Below are 20586 nucleotides of genomic sequence, written 5' to 3'. Positions count from 1 at the left end.
ACGCCATGGACCTGCGACTGTTGCGCTATTTCATGGCGCTGGCCGAAGAGCTGCATTTCGGTCGGGCGGCCACGCGGTTGCACATTTGCCAGCCGCCGTTGAGTCAGCAGATTCGTTTGTTGGAGGATGAACTCGGCACACCGTTATTCGAGCGCAGTCACCACCGGGTCGAGTTGACGGCGGCCGGGCAAATGCTCAAGGAACAGGCGCCGTTGGTGTTCGAGCAGCTGAACCGCGCCCTCGACCTGACGCGTCAGACCGGTCGCGGGCAATTGGGTGAGCTGGAAATCGGCATGATCAGTTCGGTCATGGTCGGCGTATTGCCTCGTGCGTTGCACCTGTTTCGCGAGCGCTATCCGCAGGTCAACTGGCGCCTGCATGAGATGACGCCAGCGGCGCAGGTCAAGGCGCTGAAGGAAAAGCGCATTGATGCCTGCGTGTTTCGTGTGGGTTACGACGATCCGTTGCTGCGCAATGAACTGCTGATCTATGAGCCGATTCGCGTGGTAATGCCCGCTGAACATCCCTTGGCGGCGCGAGAGGTTTTGGCGCCGCTGGACCTGGCAACCGAGCCCTTCGTGGCATTGGAGCTCAAGCAGTCGAGGTTTGCGGATTTTCTGTATCAGTGCTGCATCAAGGCCGGGTTCACCCCGCAGATTCGCCAGCAGGTGATCGAAGTACAAACGCTGCTCAGCCTGGTGCGGGCCGGGTTCGGCGTGGCGCTGTTGCCTGCGTCTATTGAGCAGTTGGCGCCTGCAGGACTGGTGTTTCGTCGGTTGACGCCGGCATTGCCGGAAGTGCCGCTGTACGCCACGTACCGCGCCGACGACGAATCGCCGGTGCTGAAGCTGTTTTTGGATACCTTGCGGGAGTTGGTCCTGGAGGACACGAAAAACCAGTAACAACCGGCGTCGTCAGCTGTAGCAGCTGTCGAGCTTGCGAGGCTGCGGTGTGGCGAGGGTATTTATCTCCGTTCGACTGCGCAGCAGTCGCAAAGATTTTGGGGCCGCTGCGCGACCCAACGGGGCGGTGCGACGGTTCGCTAAATCCCCTCGCCACACCGCAGCCGAACGCAGCCTCGCAGGCTCGACAGCTGCTACATAGGGAAACTGCAGCGGCCGTTGAAGGTCTTTGCACTATCGCAAGTCGCTGAGGTCGACATCTTCACTGAGCACCGCAAGTTGGTGCGGACCTATAAGTGGAGAGCCAATGAGCCAGGACGTCCTGACCACCGAAACCAATCGCCGCCAACTGCAGCAGATCATCGCCGGCCTGTCTGATGGTGTGATCCTGCTCGAACTTGACCAGACCATTCTGTGGGCGAACGAAGCTGCACTGACGATGCACGGTGTGGGTCGCATCAGCGATCTGGGCGCCGATTCCACGGAGTACGCCAAGCGTTTTGCCTTGCGCTATCGCAATAATCACCCGGTCGCCGTCGAAAACTACCCGATCAACCGCGTTGCCCGTGGCGAGACCTTCGGTGACGTGCTGGTTGAAGTGACCCCGGTTGACGATGACGAACGCGTCTGGGTACACAACGTGCGCAGCATGGTGCTGACCGACAGTGCCGGCGACCCTGAGTCGCTGGTGCTGATCATGGACGATGTGACGGAATGGGCCAGCGCTGAACAGCGGTTCGAAAAGACATTCCATGCCAATCCGGCGCCGGCAGTGATCTGCCGTCTCAGCGATTTGCGCTACATCAAGGTCAACTCGGGCTTTTTGGAGATGACCGGTTACACCCGCGATCAAGTGATCGGTGCTTCGACCTATGAGCTGGATATCCTGGAGGGTGCTGAAAAGAAGGACCTGGCAATCGCACGATTGCGTGAACACGCGACCATTCCGCAAATGCAGGCTGAATTGAAACTTCCTGAGGGCGGTAGCAAACAGGTAATCGTTGCCGGGCAGCCGCTGGATTTCAACGAAGAGGACTGCATGTTGTTTTCCTTTGTCGATATGGAACCCCGGCGCAAGGTCGAGGTAGCGCTGCGTCAAAGTGAAGAGCGGTTCGCCAAGGCTTTTCGCCTGACTCCGGTACCGATCCTGGTATGCGGCGCCAGCGATCAGGTGGTGATGGATATCAATGAAGCCTTCCTCGACACCTTCGCTTATCCCAGTGAAGAAGTGCTGGGCAAGACCATTACGGAAATCGGCTTTATCCATGAAAAGGGTGCTCAGGCACGCCTGTTTGCCGCCTTGGAGAAATCGGCCAGCCTGGACCGCATCGATGTCAGCCTGCGAAAGAAAAACGCCGAGCTGATCGACTGCGCCGTGTCGGCCGACACCGTGAACATTCAGGACAACCCTTGCTACCTGCTGGTGATGATGGACATCACCGAGCGTAAACGCACTGAGTTGGAGCTGGTGGCGGCGATCGAAGAAGTGATGAAAGACGCGTCATGGTTCAGTCGCACGCTGATCGAGAAGCTTGCCAATGTGAAAAGCGTCAATTCGCCGAAACTCCTCAGCGCGTCTTTTACTGATCTGACGGCGCGCGAGCGTGACGTGCTGGAGTTGATCTGTGAAGGCCTGGCTGACAAGGAAATTGCCGCTCGACTGAAATTGGCGCCCAACACGGTGCGTAATCACGTATCGACCATCTATTCGAAGCTCAATATACACAGCCGGAGTGAGGCGATTGTCTGGGCGAGGGAGCGTGGCTTGTTTTCGGGTGAATGGAGAACCAAAGGACAGCGATAGGGTGCAAATGCACTAAGGGAGGGGGTGCAAATGTACGTGTCGTGCGGGAGGTGCTACTCGTAGCCTGTAAAGAATGCGACATGGGGGTCCAGACCCTGGTTGCGTTTTTGTGAACCCGCTGAAGGAATTGCAATATTGACAACGAACACAGCAGTCCGCCGGTCGATTTTGCGCCGCTGCCGAGGTGAATTCTTATGATTTCTCTAGTGCAATTGCGTACCGAACTGGAGCGGAGTTTTTCACCCTTGGCCTGTGATTGTAGTTTGACGGGTGACAACTCGTTAACGGTGAAGCTTTACCATCCCGCATCAGGGCAGGTGGACCTGGTGGTCAGTGGATTGAGCCTGCACAACCTCAGAACGCCCAATGCGGTGGTGGCGCTGGTAGAAGAGCTGCGCTACGAGCTTGAAAGTAACAATCTGCATCAACTCGGCCCTTTGTAGTCACAGAGTGGCCATTTACTGGCATTGAGCGCTGGCTAGGCTATAAGGAAAGCGAGGGTATTATTTTCTGTGACCGGTCCGCGATTTCGCGGTGTTGTCGTCGTGTCGCGGAAAGTGTCGATTACTTACCGCGGGTCAGCCTATGAACAGTCTTGGGAAACGCATTTTTTCGCCGCTGTCGCTTGTCCTTTGCGCACTGATTGTGGCGGGTTGTTCCAGTCCGCCACCGCCGCCACCTCCCGCTCCGCCACCGCCGCTCGAACGCACCTGTGAAACATCACAAAGCACTGAGGTGCAAGGTGATATGCGAGGTGATGGTCAGGTAACGCGTCAGACCGAATTGACGCGCTGTATCACTCAGTAAATACCGCACCCGGTGGGAGCAAGGCTTGCCCGCGATGGTCGTCAACGATGATGTGTTCTTACTGGACATACGCGTCATCGTTAACGGCCATCGCGGGCACGCCACGCTCCCACAGGGGGACGCTGTTGTATCAGGAAAGGAATCCACCATCCACGTTCAAGGAAACACCGGTGGTGTAGCTCGAAGCATCGCTCGCCAGGTACAGCACCGCCCCTGCCATTTCACTCGGATCGGCCACACGCTTCAGCGGGATCTGCTGCAGTGCGGTATTGAGAATGGCCTCGTTTTTCACCAATGCAGACGCAAACTTGGTGTCGGTCAGGCCCGGCAGCAGCGCATTGCAGCGGATGCCGAACTGCGCGCATTCCTTGGCGAAGACCTTGGTCATGTTGATCACGGCGGCCTTGGTCACCGAATAGATGCCCTGGAACACGCCCGGCGAAACGCCATTGATCGACGCGACGTTGATGATGCTGCCGCCGCCGTTCTCGCGCATCAGCTTGCCGGCTTCCACCGACATGAAGAAGTAGCCGCGAATGTTCACGTCGACGGTTTTCTGGAAGGCGCTGAGGTCAGTGTCCAATACGTTGCAGAATTGCGGATTGGTCGCGGCATTGTTGACCAGGATATCGAGACGACCGAACTGTTCCTTGATACCGGCGAAGACCTGGCTGATCTGGTCCATTTCACCAATGTGGCAAGCGACGGCGGTGGCTTTGCCGCCTGCCGCGATGATCGCGTCGGCGACGTGCTGGCAACCGTCGAGCTTACGGCTCGAGACGATCACATGGGCACCTTGCTGGGCCAGCAGTTTGGCGATGGCTTCACCGATACCGCGGCTGGCGCCGGAGACGAAAGCGATCTTACCGTCGAGGTCGAACAACTGAGTCTTGGACATGGAATTCCCTTGTAAAAAGTCTTGTTATTGGGCCTGAAGCGTTATCAAAGGCTGGATTTCTGGATGACCTGCAAGCTCATCTGCTCCAGCAGTTTGTTCATGTGAATGAACTGCGCGAAGCGTTTGTCCTGGGTCTGACCATGGAAGAAGCGGTAGTAGATCTGCTGCACGATCCCGGCCAGGCGAAACAGGCCGTAGGTGTAGTAGAAATCGAAATTGTCGATCTGAATGCCCGCACGCTCGGCGTAGTAGTCAACGAACTCGCGGCGCGTGAGCATTCCGGGCGCATGGCTCGGTTGGCGGCGCATGAGTTGGACCGGCGCGGGATCACTAGCCTCGATCCAGTAGGCGAGGGTATTGCCCAGGTCCATCAGCGGGTCGCCGAGAGTGGTCAGTTCCCAGTCGAGCACACCGATGATCTGCATCGGGTTGTTCGGGTCGAGGATTACGTTGTCAAAGCGGTAGTCGTTGTGAACGATGCTCGACGTTGGGTGATCGGCGGGCATCTTGTCATTAAGCCAGGCTTTCACCACTTCCCATTGAGGGGCGTCCGGGGTCAGGGCTTTTTCGTAGCGATCGCTCCAGCCGCGGATCTGCCGCGCCACGTAGCCTTCGGGTTTGCCAAGGTCGCCCAAGCCACAGGCCTTGTAGTCGACCTGGTGCAGCTCGACGAACTTGTCGATGAAGCTCTTGCACAGGGTTTCGGTGTTCGCGGCATCGAGCCCCAGTTCCGGGGGCAGTTCAGAGCGCAGGATGATGCCTTTGACCCGTTCCATCACATAGAACTCGGAGCCGATCAACGATTCGTCGGTGCAGTGTACGTAGGCTTTGGGACAGTACGGGAAGCCGTCACGCAGTTGATTGAGGATGCGAAATTCGCGGCCCATATCATGCGCGGACTTGGCCTTGTGGCCAAAAGGTGGCCGACGCAGGACAAACTCTTGTTCGGGGTATTCCAGTAGATAGGTGAGGTTTGATGCGCCACCCGGGAACTGGCTGATGCGAGGCAAGCCACTCAAGCCAGGAATGTGGGCCTTGAGGTAGGGGTCGATAAGGCTGGCATCGAGTTCTTCGCCGGTGCGAGTACGGGTGGACTGGTCAGTAAGCGCCATGCTTATCCCTTCTGCTTATTCTGGTGGCCTGAAACTATTGGCTAATCTAATGCGCACACCCGGCACCCACAACCACCAACCGCCCTTATAGGTGAGCGTGTTGCCGGGCGATCATTGTTTTTGATACAGCTGTTTGAATTGCGCTTACAGCACTGCGCTACTCAGGGCAGTCGGCAGGCTGACCGGTGTCAGCACCGGCTCGCCCGAGAAGAACGCCACCAGATTGCGACCCACCAATTCCACGGTGCCTTGAGTGGCTTCGGGCGACAGCCCGGCGACATGCGGAGTAAGGATCACATTGGCCAGGGCTTTCAGGGCATCCGGGACATGGGGTTCATTGTCAAAGACATCCAGGGCCGCTCCGGCGATCCTGCGTTGCTCAAGGGCGCTGATCAGGTCTGCGGTTGCGACCACACTGGCACGAGCGATGTTGACGATAAAGCCGTTCGGGCCCAAAGCATCGAGCACTTGCCTGTTAATCAGGTGCCGGGTGCCTATGCCGCCGGGTGTTGCCACCACCAGGAAGTCCGATGCACGCGCCAGCTCGGTTGGGGTGGAGCAAAAATCGTACGGCACGTCTTTGCGGTGTTGCCGGTTGTGATAGCTCACCGTCATGTCGAAGCCAAGGGCGGCGCGTTTGGCGATGGCCATGCCGACGGCACCGAGGCCGAGAATGCCCAGGTGTTTGCCTGCCAGGGAAGGGCGCATGATCTTCGGCCACTCGCCCCGGCGTACGGCAGAATCACAGCGGGGGATATCGCGCACCAGCGACAGCAGCATGGCCATGGCGTGGTCGGCAACCGAGGAGGCGTTGACCCCGGCGCCGTTGGTGACGGTGATGCCCCGGTCGGCAGCGGCTTGCAGGTCGACGTGTTCATAACCGGCACCGATCACGCAGATGATCTTGAGCGCCGGCAGTGCGGCAATTTCATCGGCGTATAAACCCAGCGGGCCACGGGTCAGGACTGCGTCGATTTGAGCACCATGGCGGGTGATGGCTGCCGCGCGTTCGGCAGGTGTCGGGGCCAGAATCAGGTGGAAGCCCTGGTGTTCGAGAATCGGCAGGTAGTCATTGATGGTTTCAACCAGTATCAGAACGGTTGCGGGCATTACTATGCTCCTGTGGTCGTAGGCGTGTCGGGCGTCATACGTCGTTTCAGAGTGCTGATTACAGAACCACTTGGCAATGGTGGTTATCGCCGTGTCGGTGTTTTTCAGTCTGGCCTGCTTCGCGCAAGAAGCAAATTTACGACTCAGGTACCTGCAAGGGTTTTGACGTCATGGCGCAGCACACTGCAAATGCAGTGTGCTGCTTAAGTGTCACTGGGTTGTTAGCGACTGGTTAGCCTTGTTTTGTTCCGCCAGTGCGATGGCTTTGAAATCATAGGTCGGGTAGAACTCGGTTCTGTAGGTTCCCCACGCCGTATTTTCGAGTGCAAGGTTTACTTCAGCCAAACGAGAGGCTGGAAGTCGCAGTGTGACGACTTGTCCGATGCCCATCATGATGTTCCAGCTGACAACCTCGACTCCCGCGGGAGGGAATGTCTTATAGAAGCCTTGGCGGGCAAGCTGAGCTTTCAGTTCGCCCAGGGGCCTTGACTGATCATGCTTTAAAAAAACTGTCAGCATGACGGCATTTTCCGGTGTGGCAACGGCAGTTTTAGCAGCGGAGTTTGTTGTTGTCTGCGCATTGACCGCGCCGCAGAAGGCTGCGGAAACAAATAGCGTAGATACCAGCAATGTCCTGATTGTTTTCTGCACGGTGAATCTCCATGTTTGAACTTGGTCGATGGTAATTCAAATAAAGTTACAATTCGGGTCAGGACCCGGCAGAGAGATAATGTAGAGATGATCGATTGATTTATGGAGTTGCAGGTGTGCCCGGCTTAAGCGCAGAGAGTGTCTCTACAGTTCCAGTGTAAGGGGCATGAACGACATGAATGCGCACAAGCGGGTTGTTTTCTACCATGTCTCGGGGCACTTCACGAGAGTAGGTAAACTCACACTGATTCAATGTTTCCAGCCGCCTGACCATTGTCTTGGTCGGCCCGACATCGGGAACCAGAACGTGGGTTTTATGATCGCCGGTGATAAAGAAGTACCCGCCACCTCCATTGTCGTACTTTGATTTTCCTGTGTCGGTGTAAAAAAACTCATAGCGATTGCGTTCCGGGTCCCACGTCGATATTCCGACCACGCCTGGATAATTGGCTTTCACGTCCGTTTGTGGGGCACCCTCGATATACACCTTGGTGGTCAGCCATCGAGGAGAGGAGGCCAGGTCCCGAATATCGGCCGTGGCGGGCGCTTGTTGTGCAACGCTAGCGAGTGGACACAACAGTGCCGCCAGAAGCAGGCATCTGAACGTCATCGTTTTTTTATGCATGGAACTATCGCCTTCTCAGATTTATTGATTGCCGCTTTTTAGGCGTAAACAGTAAAAGCGCAAAAAATATAGTCCGAGAAGACGGGTCGCTCAATAGCGGATGGCTGCTTGTTACAATTAAGTGTTTATGTTTAAAGTAGTGCGCTGTATAGGTTTTTATATGTTTTGTCTGTAGGACTATTCCTGCTTATATAAAGTGATAGAACATATTGCTAGAAGAGTATTTCAAGCCTGGCTCAGAAAACACCGTGCGGCCTCGAGAATCTCATCGGATAACGGTTCGCCCCGAGTGGCTCGGGCCAGAGTGAGTGCCCCCACCATTAACGAATACTGCACCAGCGCCTGCTTTCGATCCTGAGCGTCGTCGCCAGTGTTCTGCAACGATCCAAAAATTTGTAGCAATTGGTTGAGCCCTTCATTGAATGTCTGATGCAATCCACTATCGACGGCTTCGTGGCACATGTCCCCGGCAAAGGCCACTACCGGGCAACTGTCACCCGGGTTGTCGCGACTGGCGGCTGACAAGTAAGGCTCGATAAGGGCGCGGCGGGCAGTGTCGTTATCCGCACTCTCAGCGATTCTGGCTTGCCAACGCTCACCCGACTGCTGGAACGCGCGATCACTGGCCTCCCGCGCCAAGGCTTCCTTCGACTCGAAATGGCCATAGAAGCCGCCGTGGGTCAGACCTGCAGCGGCCATGACATCAATGACGCTGATTCCGTGCAGCCCCCGCTCACGGAACAGGCGCGTGGCGGAATCAACGATGATTTCGCGGTTGAGATCAGCTTGTTTGCGGGAAACACGGGGCATGGGCGGCTCACAGCTATAAAGGTGGGAAATCAGAGGGCGTACTGGGCAATTCCGTTGCCGAACGACCAGTTTTCTTTCTTCACTTCCACCAGATTAATGAATACATCCTCCCGGCGCACCGCCAGCTCAGCATTAAGGTTGTCGACGATGGTCTTGTAGAGGAGTTTCTTCAGGTCATCGGAACGGCCTTCACTCAGGGTGATCTGGATCATTACCAAATTGTCGGTGCGGTGGATGCCCAGGTACTGGGGATCGAAGATGAAATGATCTTCGTCGTGTTCGTTCAGGACCTGAAAATTATCGTTCTCCGGCACAGATATGGCGCTACGCATCGCGGCATAAATCTGCTGACCAACACGTTTGGCGAAGGTGGGGTCCTGATTTTTTTTGATGTCGACGCGAACCAGTGGCATGGGATGACTCCAGTCAATTGTCAGTCAAGCCAAAATACATGATGGAGGACCTTTATCAAGCGGGGAATGACGGTTCTCCTTTAATGCAACGGGGCCCTGTAGGCGGGTGATTTCGCGTACATCATTTGATCCGTACAACCACTCCTCAGCTAAGTCTTTGCTTCTGTTCATTAATCCCGGACAATCGCGCCCCTGTTTCGGCCAGGGCGCTGCCTGTCGGATTTTTCCGACTCGTCCTGACCGGGTAGCAACTGACCGGAATGCGGAGATCCCACCGGATGAATGATCAGGCCAATAGCGTCGACGAACGCTATGTAACGGCGAAACCGACCAGCCTCGAAGGCTGGAATCGCCATGACACCACCTGGATGCTGGGCCTGTTTGGCACTGCAATCGGTGCAGGCACGTTGTTTTTGCCCATCAACGCAGGGCTGGGCGGTTTTTGGCCGTTGCTGGTGCTCGCGGTGCTGGCGTTCCCGATGACGTTTTATGCGCACCGTGGCCTGACCCGCTTCGTGTTGTCCGGGCGTGAAGGTGCCGACATCACCGAAGTGGTCGAAGAGCACTTCGGGATCAAGGCTGGCGCGCTGATTACATTGCTGTACTTCTTCGCGATCTTCCCGATCCTGCTGATCTACAGCGTGGCCCTGACCAATACCGTGGGCAGTTTCCTCGAGCATCAACTGCACATCATGCCGCCACCGCGCGCCGTGTTGTCGTTGGTGCTGATTCTTGGCCTGTTGGCCGTGGTGCGCTGCGGTGAGCAGGTTATCGTCAAGGCGATGAGCCTGATGGTCTATCCGTTCATCGTTGCGTTGCTGTTCCTGGCAGTGTTCCTGATTCCGCACTGGAATGGCGGCATCCTGGCCACCGCGTCGACGCTTCCCGAGCCGTCGGCGCTGTTGCACACGCTGTGGCTGGCCATTCCAGTGATGGTGTTCTCGTTCAACCATTCGCCGATCATCTCGGCGTTCGCGGTGGATCAGAAACGTCGCTACGGTGCGCATGCCGAAGAGCGCAGCTCGCAGATCCTGTCGCGCGCCCACGCGCTGATGGTGGTCATGGTGCTGTTCTTCGTCTTCAGCTGTGTGTTGACCTTGTCACCGGCGCAGTTGGCAGAAGCGAAGGCGCAGAACCTGTCGATCCTTTCGTATCTGGCTAACCATTTCAGCAATCCGACCATCGCCTTTGCGGCGCCGTTGATTGCCTTTGTGGCGATTTCGAAGTCGTTCCTGGGGCATTACATCGGTGCCAGTGAAGGTCTCAAGGGCCTGATCGCGAAAAGCGGCAAGCGTCCGGCGCCCAAGACCCTGGATCGCATGACGGCGGCGTTCATGTTGATCGTGTGCTGGATCGTTGCGACGCTCAATCCAAGTATTTTGGGGATGATCGAAACCCTTGGCGGACCGATCATTGCGGCGATTCTGTTCCTGATGCCGATGTACGCGATCCGCAAGGTTCCGGCGATGGCGCGTTACCGTGGGCAGGCTTCCAATGTGTTCGTGACGGCGGTAGGTCTGGTGGCGATTTCGGCGTTGATTTATTCGTTGAGTGCGTGATCGCCCGGCCTGCTCGCGCAGTGCCTGAATGACAGTTACAGTGGCCGCTGCAGGCGTTACCTGCAGCGGTTTTTTTTCGCCTGGAGACAGCGGATTGCCCAGTGCCAAAGCCTCAAATTCTACCGAACAGCCCAACCGTTGGCGGGACCTGTTGGCCGGGTTGTCGATTGCCGGCCTGCTGCTGCCGGAAGCGGTCGCGTATTCGAGTATCGCCGCGCTGGCCCCCCAGGCTGGAGTGATCGCGCTGTTTGCCGGTTTGCTCTGTTATGGCGTGTTCGGTACCAGCCGATTTGCCATTGTCTCAGCGACTTCCTCCTCTGCGGCGGTGTTGGCTGCTGCCACCGCGACGCTGGCCGACGGTGATCCGCAACTGCGCTCAACCCTGGCCGTAGGCCTGGTGCTGATGACGGGCGCGTTTTTCCTGCTCGCGGGGCTGTTCAAGTTGGGGAGCGTGACATCCTTCATCGCCAAACCGGTACTGCGCGGCTTTGCCTTTGGCCTGGCCCTGACCATCATCTTGAAGCAGGTTGCCAGCGTGGTTGGCGTGCACCTGACCGAAACCAATCTGGTGCGGTTTCTGCCGCAATTGCTGGAACAACTGCCGCAATGGAACTGGGTGGCGGCAGCGGTGGGCGCCGTGGCATTGGCCTTGTTGTGTCTGTTCGCGCGCTTTCGGCGCCTGCCGGGCGGGTTGCTGGTGGTGGTGATCGGTATCATGGCGGGGCAGTGGCTGAACCTGTCGGCCTATGGGGTGAAGCTGATCGGTGTCATCGACCTGAGCCTGGATGTGCCCACCTGGCCGGCGTTGCCATTTACCGACTGGCTGCGGCTGGGCGAGTTGGCGTTTGCCATGGTGATGATCCTGTACGCCGAGTCCTATGGTTCGATCAGTTCGTATGCACTCAAACACGGGGATCGCGTCACGTCGAACCGCGATCTGCTGGCCCTGGGTGCCTCCAATCTGCTGTCGGGCCTGTTTCACGGCATGCCGGCGGGAGCCGGGTATTCGGCGACGTCGGCCAATGAAGCCGCGGGCGCCACTTCACGCCTGGCCGGTGGTGTGGCGGCGATGGTGGTATTGCTGATTCTCTTGACCGTGCTGCCCTACATTGCCCTGACCCCGGAGCCCATTCTCGCTGCCATCGTCATTCATGCCTTGGGCCGTGGTTTGAGCCTGCAACCGTTGGGGCGGTATTTCATTTGGCGCCGTGATCGAGTGCTGGTGATCTGTGCCGTCGCCGCGGTGCTGGTCCTGGGTGTACTGGATGGCTTGCTGGTGTCGGTGGCAATAAGTGTGTTGCTGATGCTCAAGCAGCTGTCGGCTGCGGATATCCAGGTGCTCGGCCGCATCGATGACGGACACGATTTTGTCGATGTGCAGCGCCATCCCGCGGCTGTAACGGAACCCGGTGTGCTGATTGTCAGGCCGAGTGAGGCGTTGTTTTTTGCTAACGTCGAACGGATTCTAGGCGGCGCTTTGCACTTGATCCGGCATTCGCAGACGCCGATTCACACGGTGATTTTAAGTCTGGAGGAGTCGCCGGACCTCGATGGCACCAGTATTGAAGCGTTGCAGGAGTTTTTTCGACGCGTGCATGGCGAAGGTAAACGGCTGGTGTTGGCCCGTCTCAAGTATCGCGCGCAAATCGCGCTGACTGAGTTGCCGGAGGTAGAGGCTAACAGCGTGGTGCTGAGTGGATTGAGCGTGGATGGGGCGGTTCAGCAGGCCTTGAGGCTGAACACTTGACCCAACGTGAGAGTGAGGCTGTTTGCGACAGTGTGACAGCTGGCCATGTACCCACTGACATACCGCTATCGCGGGCACGCCCGGCCCCCACAGTGACTGCGTTCGAGCACTGCATCTAGACACATCACAAACCCTGTGGGAGCCGGGCTTCCCCGCGATGAGGTCAGCACTATAAGCACCTTTCTTACAGACAAAAAAACGCCGCCCATCTCACGATGGGCGGCGTATTTTATTGCTGTGTAACGTTAGGCTTGAACGACCGGGATGTTGGCGTTCGCTGCAGCTTCACGGAACTCGGCGATCTGGTCGAAGGACAGGTAGCGGTATACATCAGCCGCCATGCTGTCGATCTGGCCAGCGTATTCCATGTATTCCTCGACGGTCGGCAGGCGACCCAGGATGGAAGCAACAGACGCCAGCTCAGCCGAAGCCAGGTAGACGTTTGCGCCGTCACCCAGACGGTTCGGGAAGTTACGGGTCGACGTGGAGACTACAGTCGAGTTCGGCTCTACACGTGCCTGGTTACCCATGCACAGCGAGCAGCCCGGCATTTCCATGCGTGCGCCAGCTTTGCCGTAGATGCCGTAGTAGCCTTCTTCGGTCAGCTGGTGAGCGTCCATCTTGGTCGGAGGCGAGAGCCACAGACGAGTTGGCAGTTGACCTTTGACCTGCTCCAGCAACTTGCCGGCAGCGCGGAAGTGGCCGATGTTGGTCATGCACGAACCGATGAATACTTCGTCGATCTTCTCGCCAGCAACGCTGGAGAGCAGACGGGCGTCGTCCGGATCGTTTGGCGCGCAGAGCACAGGCTCCTTGATGTCGGCCAGGTCGATTTCGATGATTTCAGCGTATTCGGCGTCAGCATCGGCAACCATCAGCTCAGGGTTGGCAACCCAGGCTTCCATCGCTTGAGCGCGACGTTCCAGAGTACGTGCATCGCCGTAGCCTTCGCCGATCATCCAGCGCAGCAGGGTGATGTTGGAGTTCAGGTACTCGGTGATCGACTCTTTCGACAGCTTGATGGTGCAACCGGCAGCCGAACGTTCAGCCGAGGCGTCGGACAGCTCGAAAGCCTGTTCGATGCTCAGGTTGTCCAGGCCTTCGATTTCCAGAATGCGGCCGGAGAAGGCGTTTTTCTTGCCTTTCTTCTCGACGGTCAGCAGGCCAGCCTGGATCGCGAAGTAAGGAATGGCATGAACCAGGTCACGCAGGGTGACGCCCGGTTGCATTTTGCCTTTGAAGCGCACCAGGATCGATTCCGGCATGTCCAGCGGCATAACGCCAGTGGCTGCGGCGAACGCGACCAGACCGGAACCGGCCGGGAACGAAATGCCCATCGGGAAACGGGTGTGGGAGTCACCACCGGTACCGACGGTGTCCGGCAGCAGCATGCGGTTCAGCCAGCTGTGGATGATGCCGTCGCCCGGACGCAGGGAAACGCCGCCGCGGGTCATGATGAAGTCAGGCAGGGTGTGGTGGGTAGTCACGTCGATCGGCTTTGGATAGGCCGCGGTGTGGCAGAAGGACTGCATCACCAGATCGGTCGAGAAGCCCAGGCATGCCAAGTCTTTCAGTTCGTCACGGGTCATTGGACCGGTGGTGTCCTGGGAGCCGACGGTGGTCATCTTCGGTTCGCAGTAGGTGCCAGGACGAACGCCTTTGCCTTCTGGCAGACCGCACGCCTTGCCGACCATTTTCTGTGCCAGGGTGAAGCCTTTGCCAGTGTCGACAGGTGCTTCAGGCAGCTTGAACAGGTCGGTAGGGCCCAGGCCCAGTTCGGCACGAGCCTTGTCGGTCAGACCGCGACCGATGATCAGCGGGATACGGCCGCCAGCACGGACTTCGTCCAAAAGAACCGGAGTCTTCATCTGGAAGGTGGTCAGGACTTCGTCGGTGCCGTGTTTGCAGACTTTGCCAGCATGTGGGTACAGGTCGATCACGTCGCCCATGTTCATGTTGGTAACGTCGAATTCGATTGGCAGTGCGCCAGCATCTTCCATGGTGTTGTAGAAGATCGGAGCGATTTTGCTGCCGAAGCAGAAACCGCCAGCACGCTTGTTCGGCACGAAAGGAACGTCGTCGCCGAAGAACCACAGCACCGAGTTGGTGGCCGATTTACGCGAAGAACCGGTACCGACCACGTCACCGACGTAGGCGATCGGGAAGCCGGAGTTACGCATTTCTTCGATTTGCTTCATCGGGCCGGTGACGCCTTGGACGTCAGGCACGATGCCTTCACGGGCCATTTTCAGCATGGCCAGGGCGTGCAGCGGGATGTCCGGGCGGGACCAGGCGTCCGGGGCAGGGGACAGGTCGTCGGTGTTGGTTTCGCCGGTGACCTTGAACACGCGCAGGCTGATCTTGTCGGCCAGTACAGGGCGGTTCTTGAACCACTCGCCGTCAGCCCAGGATTGCAGCACGGCCTTGGCGTGAACGTTGCCGTTCTTGGCTTTTTCCGCGACGTCGTGGAATGCGTCGAACATCAGCAGGGTGTGCTTGAGTTCTTTGGCGGCTACGGGTGCCAGTTCGGCATCTTCCAGCAGATCAACCAGGGTCACGATGTTGTAGCCGCCTTGCATGGTGCCGAGCAGTTCAACAGCGCGTTTCTTGTCGATCAGAGGGGAGGAGACTTCGCCTTTGGCGAGGGCGGACAGGAAACCAGCCTTTACATAGGCTGCTTCGTCCACACCTGGCGGAACGCGATTGGTGATCAGGTCAACGAGGAAAGCTTCTTCGCCAGCCGGGGGATTTTTCAGCAGCTCGACCAGGCCGGCTGTTTGTTCGGCGTTAAGCGGCTGGGGAACGATACCCAGTGCTGCACGCTCTTCGATATGTTTGCGGTAGGCTTCAAGCACAGTTATTACCCTCATCAGTGGTCCCAAATGGGTGTCCGGGACGCTCATCCCGAAATTGCCGTACTCATGCGCTGCGTGGCGTTGTGGGCCACTTAGCCAGAATTACCGACAATTCCTTACAGAAGCTGCTTTCAAAGTTTTACGCCTGCAGAACGGGGAGCTGATGAGGGTTGGCGTTGGGCTTTTCCCCGCTGGAAAAACCCTTCGCCAACACCGCTCTGAAGGAACGACTGTGCTCGTGACGCTTTGAAAACAGCTTCTAACGGACATTGGCGCCTTAAAAGGCTGGCTGATTCTACGGCAAAAAAAATTTAAAGGTAAGTCAGTGCCTATTGGACTTTGGTGGAGAGTTGCGTTGCCGGGGGAACTGCTGTGAAGCAAGGCGCGGGCGGCGGTCACGACGCGTGGCGAAATCCAGTCGACCCAAAGGCCCTCGACGTTGAGGGGTGATCAATGTGGGACAAAGGGCTAACATGCCGACCTGTCCTGCTTTCCCGTGCTCTCCTTACCTATGCCCAATCAGACCATCAAGACCCCCTGCGTCGGCCTCTGCTCCACTGTTTACGGTGACCTGGTGTGCCGTGGCTGCAAGCGTTTCCACCACGAAGTGATCAACTGGAATGGTTACAACGAGGAGGAAAAGCGCGCCGTGTGGTTGCGTCTGGAACAGCTGTTGTCCCAGGTGATGGCCAGTAAGCTGGAAGTTTTCGATCCCCAGCGCCTGCGTGTGCAGCTGGAACAACGCAAGATCCGCTTTGTGCCGCACCAGTCGGAATACTGCTGGGCCTATCAGCTCATCGCGCGGGGCGCGCGGGTGATCAACAACCTGGAAGCCTACGGGATGGTGTTGATGCCGGAGTTTCGGGACTGGAACCTGCCGGAATTGAGAGACGCGATTGATCGCGAGTTCTTTTTGCTCTCCGAGGCGCATTACCAGCGCTACATTGCGCCGGGGTTTCTCAAGGATGCCTTCGGCGGTTAAAAGCATCGCGGGCAAGCCTTGCTCCCACAATGATCTTCAGTGAGCGCTCTATGGGGTGCGTCCCCACAAATGATCTTCAGTGAACATCCTGTGGGAGCAAGGCTTGCCCGCGGTAGCGTTCTGTCCGCCGCTTTAAACCTCAATGATGAGCCACGATCTCTTCCAGATGATCCATGATCCCCTCCGGCTTCAGCACCAGCACATCACTCTCCACCGCATCCAGCACCACCTCCGCCGTATTCCCGATCAGCACCCCGGACAACCCGGACCGCGCCACCGTACCGATCACAGTCACCGCCGCGTGGAGCTTGTGCGCCATGAACGGAATCAGCACATCCGCCGGGCCTTCCTCGATATGCAAGTGACTGTCGTCGATATCGAACTCGGCCTGGAACGCCTTGCACTGTTCGCGGTAACGCGCCTCGATGGTTTCACTGAGCTGGAATGTCGGGTCGGCCGAGGACAGCATCGGCGACGGATGGGCACTGATCACGTGTAGATGCGCGTGGGCCAGGCTGGCGATGTCGTAGCCGTAATCAATGATGGTGGAGTGGAGTTGGCGGTGTTCGCCATCGGTATTGCCAACATCGACGGCGGCCAGAATAACCCCGTCTTTCCACGGCTTCGCGGTTTTCACCAGCAGCACCGGGCTCGGGCAGTGACGCAGCAGTTTCCAGTCCGCCGGTGTCAGCAGGGCCTTTTTCAATGGGCTGTCGGGGAAATGTTGCTTGATTACCAGCCCGCAACCTTCCGCCTGCTGCACATCGACGATGGTTTCGTGCAGGCTTTCATTCCAGGCCTGCTCGGTGGTGACGCTATAGCCGTCCTCCAGCAGCGCGGCTTTGAGCACGCCCAGCATGCCGCTGTGGTCGTGCTTGCGATCGCACACCAGAAGGTGCAAATGGGCCTGGGTCACGCCGGCAATCAATTTGGCGCGTTTGAGCGCCAGGCTTTCCGAGTGTTCGGGCTCGATGACCACCAGAATGCTACGAATGGCTTGCATGTTCGGGATCTCCAGGAAGTAAAAAATACTGCGTGGGACAACTATAGTTGCTGGTCGCGAGTTCGGGACTTGATGCATATCAACGGTTAGCGACTGGTGGTCTGCGGGCAGGCCGGTATAATCGGCGCCCTTCGTTTTGAACCTTCTATCCGTGAGCCCCATGATCCTTCCCGAAATTCACGAGTTCCTCGGCTGCCGCACTCCCGACGGCTGGGTCCAGGCCGCGCTGGCCGATCAGGACACGCTGCTGATCGACCACAAGAACTGCGAATTCAAAGCCGCGAGTACGGCGTTGAGTCTGATCGCCAAGTACCACTCCCATGTCGATCTGATCAACCTCATGTCACGCCTGGCCCGGGAAGAGCTGGTGCATCACGAACAGGTCATGCGCCTGATGAAAAAACGCAAGATCGAACTCCGTCAATTGTCCGCCGGGCGCTACGCGTCGGGCCTGCGTAAAGTAGTACGTAGTCACGAGCCGGTGAAGCTGGTCGATACGCTGGTGGTCGGCGCGTTCATCGAGGCGCGCAGCTGCGAGCGTTTCGAGGCGCTGGTACCGCATCTGGATGAAGAACTGGGCAAATTCTACTTTGGTCTGCTGAAAAGCGAGGCCCGGCATTTCCAGGGTTACCTGAAGCTGGCCTACCAGTACGGGGACGCCAAGGACATCGCGCAAGTGATCGACAGGGTTCGTGCCGCCGAGCAAGAGCTGATTGAATCCCCCGACGTCGAGTTTCGGTTTCACAGTGGCGTGCCAGTAGCCGCTTGAGTCGCAGGAACAACATTCGCGAGCGCGCCTAGCCGCTCAGGCCCAGGCGGGTGTGCCAGTCGGCGATGGATTCTTCAGGGTAGACATCGAACTGTTGATCCCCCGGTGTTGATTCAACCTCGACCCACGGCGCCTTCGAGCCAAGCATCAGGTGCGTGTGTTCCGGTGGCACCGGCAGCGGGGTGTCGATGGCGGACGCAAACGGGTGAATCAATGTCGGCCATTCAGGGCTGAACAGCCATAAGCCGGAACCGCAGAGGGAACAGAAATGCCGCTCGGCGGTGCTTCTATGGGCACGTTTGTCGCCGTCCTCCTTGAGTCGTGCATGGTAAATCGTGATGTGTTTGCGCCCACGCACGTTGAGGCTGTCGGCATCGCCGCTGATATTGATCGCATAACCACCGCCACCTTGGGTCTTGCGGCAAATCGAGCAATAGCAGCGCTGATAAGGGTAAGGGTGGACGCTGGTCAAACTGAACGACACGGCGCCGCAGTGGCAGGAACCTTCGAGCTGCATGGAAACCTCCGGTAGTTCTTCAACTCACCGGGACAGCTTAGATCCTCAGCGCTCCTAGACCGGTACCAGAATCGCGTCGCCCGTCGCCACCAGTTTCAATTGATCACCGGTTTGTGCGAACAGCTCGGCGCGAGCGAACACCTGCTTCTTTCCAGTCTTCACCACCCGGCCCCGGGCGATGAACACTTCGCCGATGGCAGGCGCCAGGCAATTGACCGAAAAATGCGAAGCCAGCACGTTGCCCGCCACCGTTCCTGCTGCAAAACCACAGGCCGTGTCGAGCAAGCCGCCGATCAGGCCCGCGTGGAGGAACCCTGCATATTGCGCCATGTCCGCTTCGCGAAAGGCCATGGTCAGTTCCACTTCACCGCTCTGCGCACGGGTGACTTCCAGCCCGGCCCAACGATTGAACGCTGAGGTTGAGTTGATCTGTTTGAGCGTGTTCAGCATGACGAATCCCTCCGAATGAGGAGCCAAGATGCGCCTGGGTTCTTAGGGTGTCATTGTCTATAAAGGAGGGTGATGTGCCGTTGGATTTGTGGTGAATGTGTTCATCTGTTCATTGCGACTCAGGCCAGCTATTCATGATTTTTTCACATCCCACCGGTTACCCTGCGCGCCTCTTTGGGGAGTAGCCTGTTTGCGATTCGTCGCAAGCGCCCGTATCAACATTCTCGGCAACATGCCGTGGTGCGGGCACCTTCTGGTTGGTGAGACCATCGACATACCTGCGCTGAAGTCGGGCGCGCGGATATGTCGTGGACTCAAGCCCGACCGGTACTACAGCGTGAACCCAGCCTCTCTTGTTTTCCTTGCTTTCGCCATGTCCACCGATGCCTTCGCGGCCGCTATCGGTAAAGGCTCGGCCCTGCACAAACCCAAATTTCTCGAAGCCTTGCGTGTCGGACTGATCTTCGGCGTGATCGAAGCCATCACGCCGATTATCGGCTGGTTTATCGGCCAGGCCGCGTCGCAATTCGTGGCCAGTTGGGACCACTGGATCGCTTTCACCCTGTTGCTGCTGCTCGGATTGCACATGATCCATAACGGGGTGAAAGACGAAGAGCCCGAAGAAGAGGTCGAGAAGCCCAAGCAACATGGTTTCTGGCTGCTCGCCGTCACGGGATTTGCCACCAGCATTGATGCATTGGCCGTGGGTGTAGGTCTGGCGTTTGTGGACGTCAACATCTGGCTGGCGGCCGGACTGATCGGCCTGGCGACCCTGACCATGGTGACGATCGGCGTGATGCTGGGCCGTGTCATCGGTAGCGTGATGGGCAAACGTGCTGAAATTCTGGGTGGCGTGGTGTTGATCATCGTCGGCGCGACGATCTTGTACGAGCATTTGTCGGTTTGACTTAAATCTTCACTGACACTACGCGGTTTGTACTGCTACATGTTCTGGATCGGACGTGGCACTCGCCACAAATACCAGGCCGCGACCGTGCGATAGGGGCGCCACGCCAGGCCGATTTCGATCATCTGCTTGCGCGTCGGCTGCACCTCTAGCCCTTTCAAACGTCGGTAGCCTTCACGAACACCGAAATCATCCGCCGGCAAGATATCCGGGCGTTCCAGGCTGTAAATCAGCAGCATCTCAACGGTCCAGCGACCGACCCCGCGCAATGTGATCAAGCGCTCGATCAGCGCCTCGTCGTCCATCGCCAACGCCGTTGTGTAGTCCGGTACCTCACCGCTTAACGCTGCCTGGGCTATGCCTTGAATGGTCGTGATCTTGCTGGCCGAGAATCCGCAACTGCGCAGCTGATCGAACCCGGTCGCCACCATCTGTTCAGGCCTCGGAAAAGAGCCCGAGGGGAACAACGCGAGTAATCGCCCGAGAATGGCGTCGCCGGCTTTGGCGTGCAGTTGCTGATAGGCAATGGCCCGCACCAGCGATTCATAAGGATCGCGTGCCGGGTGTGGTTGATGCAGGCAAGGGCCGATGGCGGCAATGTGTCGCCGCCAGTCGTCATCGATGGACGACAGAAAAACGCTCGCGGGCAGGTAGGGATCGGGCAT

Annotated in this window: 21 protein-coding genes and 1 riboswitch; of the genes, 8 read left to right on the top strand and 13 right to left on the bottom strand. The window is 57.8% G+C overall.

From position 1 onward, the window contains the following. Positions 1 to 5 precede the first annotated feature (5 nt). From H7698_RS26325 to H7698_RS26315, 3 genes are all read left to right on the top strand, one after another. Positions 6 to 902 carry a LysR substrate-binding domain-containing protein gene (locus H7698_RS26325; RefSeq protein WP_194693287.1) on the top strand — a complete coding sequence of 299 codons (897 nt, stop codon included), beginning with the start codon at positions 6 to 8 and terminating at the stop codon, positions 900 to 902. A gap of 307 nt (positions 903 to 1209) precedes the next feature. Further along, the gene (locus H7698_RS26320) at positions 1210 to 2706 is read left to right on the top strand and encodes a helix-turn-helix transcriptional regulator (protein WP_194693286.1); all 1497 of its coding nucleotides are present in this window, start codon (positions 1210 to 1212) and stop codon (positions 2704 to 2706) included. Positions 2707 to 2900: 194 nt separating this feature from the next. Further along, positions 2901 to 3149 carry a DUF1652 domain-containing protein gene (locus H7698_RS26315; protein ID WP_194693285.1) on the top strand — a complete coding sequence of 83 codons (249 nt, stop codon included), beginning with the start codon at positions 2901 to 2903 and terminating at the stop codon, positions 3147 to 3149. Between the two features lie 277 nt (positions 3150 to 3426). Here H7698_RS26315 and H7698_RS26310 read toward each other — a convergent pair whose 3' ends face one another. The 8 genes from H7698_RS26310 to H7698_RS26275 all read right to left on the bottom strand — a co-directional run bounded on the left by H7698_RS26310 (position 3427) and on the right by H7698_RS26275 (position 9132). Further along, complete coding sequence (locus H7698_RS26310; protein WP_162436815.1) at positions 3427 to 3582, bottom strand: hypothetical protein; 156 nt, start codon at positions 3580 to 3582, stop codon at positions 3427 to 3429. A gap of 61 nt (positions 3583 to 3643) precedes the next feature. Next, positions 3644 to 4411, bottom strand: coding sequence for an SDR family oxidoreductase (locus tag H7698_RS26305; RefSeq protein WP_162436814.1), 768 nt, complete (start codon positions 4409 to 4411; stop codon positions 3644 to 3646). A gap of 44 nt (positions 4412 to 4455) precedes the next feature. After that, positions 4456 to 5523 carry a phosphotransferase family protein gene (locus H7698_RS26300; protein WP_194693284.1) on the bottom strand — a complete coding sequence of 356 codons (1068 nt, stop codon included), beginning with the start codon at positions 5521 to 5523 and terminating at the stop codon, positions 4456 to 4458. Positions 5524 to 5667: 144 nt separating this feature from the next. After that, the gene (locus H7698_RS26295) at positions 5668 to 6633 is read right to left on the bottom strand and encodes a 2-hydroxyacid dehydrogenase (RefSeq protein ID WP_162436812.1); all 966 of its coding nucleotides are present in this window, start codon (positions 6631 to 6633) and stop codon (positions 5668 to 5670) included. Between the two features lie 210 nt (positions 6634 to 6843). Continuing rightward, on the bottom strand, positions 6844 to 7284 hold the full coding sequence (locus tag H7698_RS26290) for a hypothetical protein (RefSeq protein WP_194693283.1): 441 nt from the start codon (positions 7282 to 7284) through the stop codon (positions 6844 to 6846). Between the two features lie 100 nt (positions 7285 to 7384). Next, the gene (locus H7698_RS26285) at positions 7385 to 7909 is read right to left on the bottom strand and encodes a DUF4822 domain-containing protein (protein ID WP_194693282.1); all 525 of its coding nucleotides are present in this window, start codon (positions 7907 to 7909) and stop codon (positions 7385 to 7387) included. Between the two features lie 225 nt (positions 7910 to 8134). Beyond that, positions 8135 to 8719: a TetR/AcrR family transcriptional regulator gene (locus H7698_RS26280; protein ID WP_194693281.1), complete on the bottom strand. Its 585-nt coding sequence runs from the start codon at positions 8717 to 8719 to the stop codon at positions 8135 to 8137. A gap of 29 nt (positions 8720 to 8748) precedes the next feature. Further along, positions 8749 to 9132: a tautomerase family protein gene (locus H7698_RS26275; RefSeq protein ID WP_194693280.1), complete on the bottom strand. Its 384-nt coding sequence runs from the start codon at positions 9130 to 9132 to the stop codon at positions 8749 to 8751. Positions 9133 to 9410: 278 nt separating this feature from the next. Between H7698_RS26275 and H7698_RS26270 the strand changes: the two genes are divergently transcribed. Continuing rightward, entirely contained in the window at positions 9411 to 10691 is a 1281-nt protein-coding gene (locus H7698_RS26270; RefSeq protein WP_162436807.1) for a serine/threonine transporter, read from the top strand. Positions 10692 to 10785: 94 nt separating this feature from the next. Continuing rightward, complete coding sequence (locus tag H7698_RS26265; RefSeq protein ID WP_194693279.1) at positions 10786 to 12438, top strand: SulP family inorganic anion transporter; 1653 nt, start codon at positions 10786 to 10788, stop codon at positions 12436 to 12438. Between the two features lie 245 nt (positions 12439 to 12683). Here the strand turns inward: H7698_RS26265 and acnB are convergent, their stop codons facing one another. Further along, the gene (gene acnB, locus H7698_RS26260) at positions 12684 to 15293 is read right to left on the bottom strand and encodes a bifunctional aconitate hydratase 2/2-methylisocitrate dehydratase (RefSeq protein WP_162436832.1); all 2610 of its coding nucleotides are present in this window, start codon (positions 15291 to 15293) and stop codon (positions 12684 to 12686) included. 511 nt (positions 15294 to 15804) lie between these two features. Here acnB and H7698_RS26255 point away from each other — a divergent pair. Beyond that, positions 15805 to 16275 (top strand): DUF1289 domain-containing protein, encoded by a 471-nt coding sequence (locus H7698_RS26255; protein ID WP_162436805.1) that lies wholly within the window; start codon positions 15805 to 15807, stop codon positions 16273 to 16275. Positions 16276 to 16414: 139 nt separating this feature from the next. Here the strand turns inward: H7698_RS26255 and H7698_RS26250 are convergent, their stop codons facing one another. Further along, positions 16415 to 17278 carry a universal stress protein gene (locus H7698_RS26250; protein WP_194693278.1) on the bottom strand — a complete coding sequence of 288 codons (864 nt, stop codon included), beginning with the start codon at positions 17276 to 17278 and terminating at the stop codon, positions 16415 to 16417. A 160-nt stretch (positions 17279 to 17438) separates the two neighbouring features. On the opposite strand from H7698_RS26250, the gene H7698_RS26245 reads away from it, so the two are divergent. Then, positions 17439 to 18047 carry a tRNA-(ms[2]io[6]A)-hydroxylase gene (locus tag H7698_RS26245; RefSeq protein WP_162436803.1) on the top strand — a complete coding sequence of 203 codons (609 nt, stop codon included), beginning with the start codon at positions 17439 to 17441 and terminating at the stop codon, positions 18045 to 18047. 28 nt (positions 18048 to 18075) lie between these two features. Here the strand turns inward: H7698_RS26245 and H7698_RS26240 are convergent, their stop codons facing one another. After that, positions 18076 to 18564 carry a GFA family protein gene (locus H7698_RS26240; protein ID WP_162436802.1) on the bottom strand — a complete coding sequence of 163 codons (489 nt, stop codon included), beginning with the start codon at positions 18562 to 18564 and terminating at the stop codon, positions 18076 to 18078. Between the two features lie 54 nt (positions 18565 to 18618). Beyond that, complete coding sequence (locus H7698_RS26235) at positions 18619 to 19014, bottom strand: PaaI family thioesterase (RefSeq protein ID WP_194693277.1); 396 nt, start codon at positions 19012 to 19014, stop codon at positions 18619 to 18621. A gap of 161 nt (positions 19015 to 19175) precedes the next feature. Continuing rightward, a riboswitch (yybP-ykoY riboswitch) is annotated at positions 19176 to 19353 on the top strand. Between H7698_RS26235 and mntP the strand changes: the two genes are divergently transcribed. After that, complete coding sequence (gene mntP / locus H7698_RS26230) at positions 19352 to 19921, top strand: manganese efflux pump MntP (protein WP_194693391.1); 570 nt, start codon at positions 19352 to 19354, stop codon at positions 19919 to 19921. Its footprint overlaps the riboswitch before it by 2 nt. A 35-nt stretch (positions 19922 to 19956) precedes the next feature. Here the strand turns inward: mntP and H7698_RS26225 are convergent, their stop codons facing one another. Further along, the gene (locus tag H7698_RS26225) at positions 19957 to 20586 is read right to left on the bottom strand and encodes a DNA-3-methyladenine glycosylase family protein (protein WP_194693276.1); all 630 of its coding nucleotides are present in this window, start codon (positions 20584 to 20586) and stop codon (positions 19957 to 19959) included.

It is taken from the genome of Pseudomonas sp. p50(2008) (assembly GCF_015351605.1).
Taxonomy (GTDB): Bacteria; Pseudomonadota; Gammaproteobacteria; order Pseudomonadales; family Pseudomonadaceae; genus Aquipseudomonas.
The sequence above is the reverse complement of the archived record's forward strand: the minus strand, read 5'-3'. Positions and strand labels throughout refer to the sequence as shown.

Bases quoted from the DNA above. Each gene is read 5' to 3' on its own strand.
- H7698_RS26325 (WP_194693287.1), top strand. From the start codon at position 6: ATGGACCTGCGACTGTTGCGCTATTTCATGGCGCTGGCCGAAGAGCTG.
- H7698_RS26320 (WP_194693286.1), top strand. From the start codon at position 1,210: ATGAGCCAGGACGTCCTGACCACCGAAACCAATCGCCGCCAACTGCAG.
- H7698_RS26315 (WP_194693285.1), top strand. From the start codon at position 2,901: ATGATTTCTCTAGTGCAATTGCGTACCGAACTGGAGCGGAGTTTTTCA.
- H7698_RS26310 (WP_162436815.1), bottom strand. From the start codon at position 3,582: ATGTCCAGTAAGAACACATCATCGTTGACGACCATCGCGGGCAAGCCT.
- H7698_RS26305 (WP_162436814.1), bottom strand. From the start codon at position 4,411: ATGTCCAAGACTCAGTTGTTCGACCTCGACGGTAAGATCGCTTTCGTC.
- H7698_RS26300 (WP_194693284.1), bottom strand. From the start codon at position 5,523: ATGGCGCTTACTGACCAGTCCACCCGTACTCGCACCGGCGAAGAACTC.
- H7698_RS26295 (WP_162436812.1), bottom strand. From the start codon at position 6,633: ATGCCCGCAACCGTTCTGATACTGGTTGAAACCATCAATGACTACCTG.
- H7698_RS26285 (WP_194693282.1), bottom strand. From the start codon at position 7,909: ATGCATAAAAAAACGATGACGTTCAGATGCCTGCTTCTGGCGGCACTG.
- H7698_RS26280 (WP_194693281.1), bottom strand. From the start codon at position 8,719: ATGCCCCGTGTTTCCCGCAAACAAGCTGATCTCAACCGCGAAATCATC.
- H7698_RS26275 (WP_194693280.1), bottom strand. From the start codon at position 9,132: ATGCCACTGGTTCGCGTCGACATCAAAAAAAATCAGGACCCCACCTTC.
- H7698_RS26270 (WP_162436807.1), top strand. From the start codon at position 9,411: ATGAATGATCAGGCCAATAGCGTCGACGAACGCTATGTAACGGCGAAA.
- H7698_RS26255 (WP_162436805.1), top strand. From the start codon at position 15,805: ATGCCCAATCAGACCATCAAGACCCCCTGCGTCGGCCTCTGCTCCACT.
- H7698_RS26250 (WP_194693278.1), bottom strand. From the start codon at position 17,278: ATGCAAGCCATTCGTAGCATTCTGGTGGTCATCGAGCCCGAACACTCG.
- H7698_RS26245 (WP_162436803.1), top strand. From the start codon at position 17,439: ATGATCCTTCCCGAAATTCACGAGTTCCTCGGCTGCCGCACTCCCGAC.
- H7698_RS26240 (WP_162436802.1), bottom strand. From the start codon at position 18,564: ATGCAGCTCGAAGGTTCCTGCCACTGCGGCGCCGTGTCGTTCAGTTTG.
- H7698_RS26235 (WP_194693277.1), bottom strand. From the start codon at position 19,014: ATGCTGAACACGCTCAAACAGATCAACTCAACCTCAGCGTTCAATCGT.
- H7698_RS26225 (WP_194693276.1), bottom strand. From the start codon at position 20,586: ATGCCCGATCCCTACCTGCCCGCGAGCGTTTTTCTGTCGTCCATCGAT.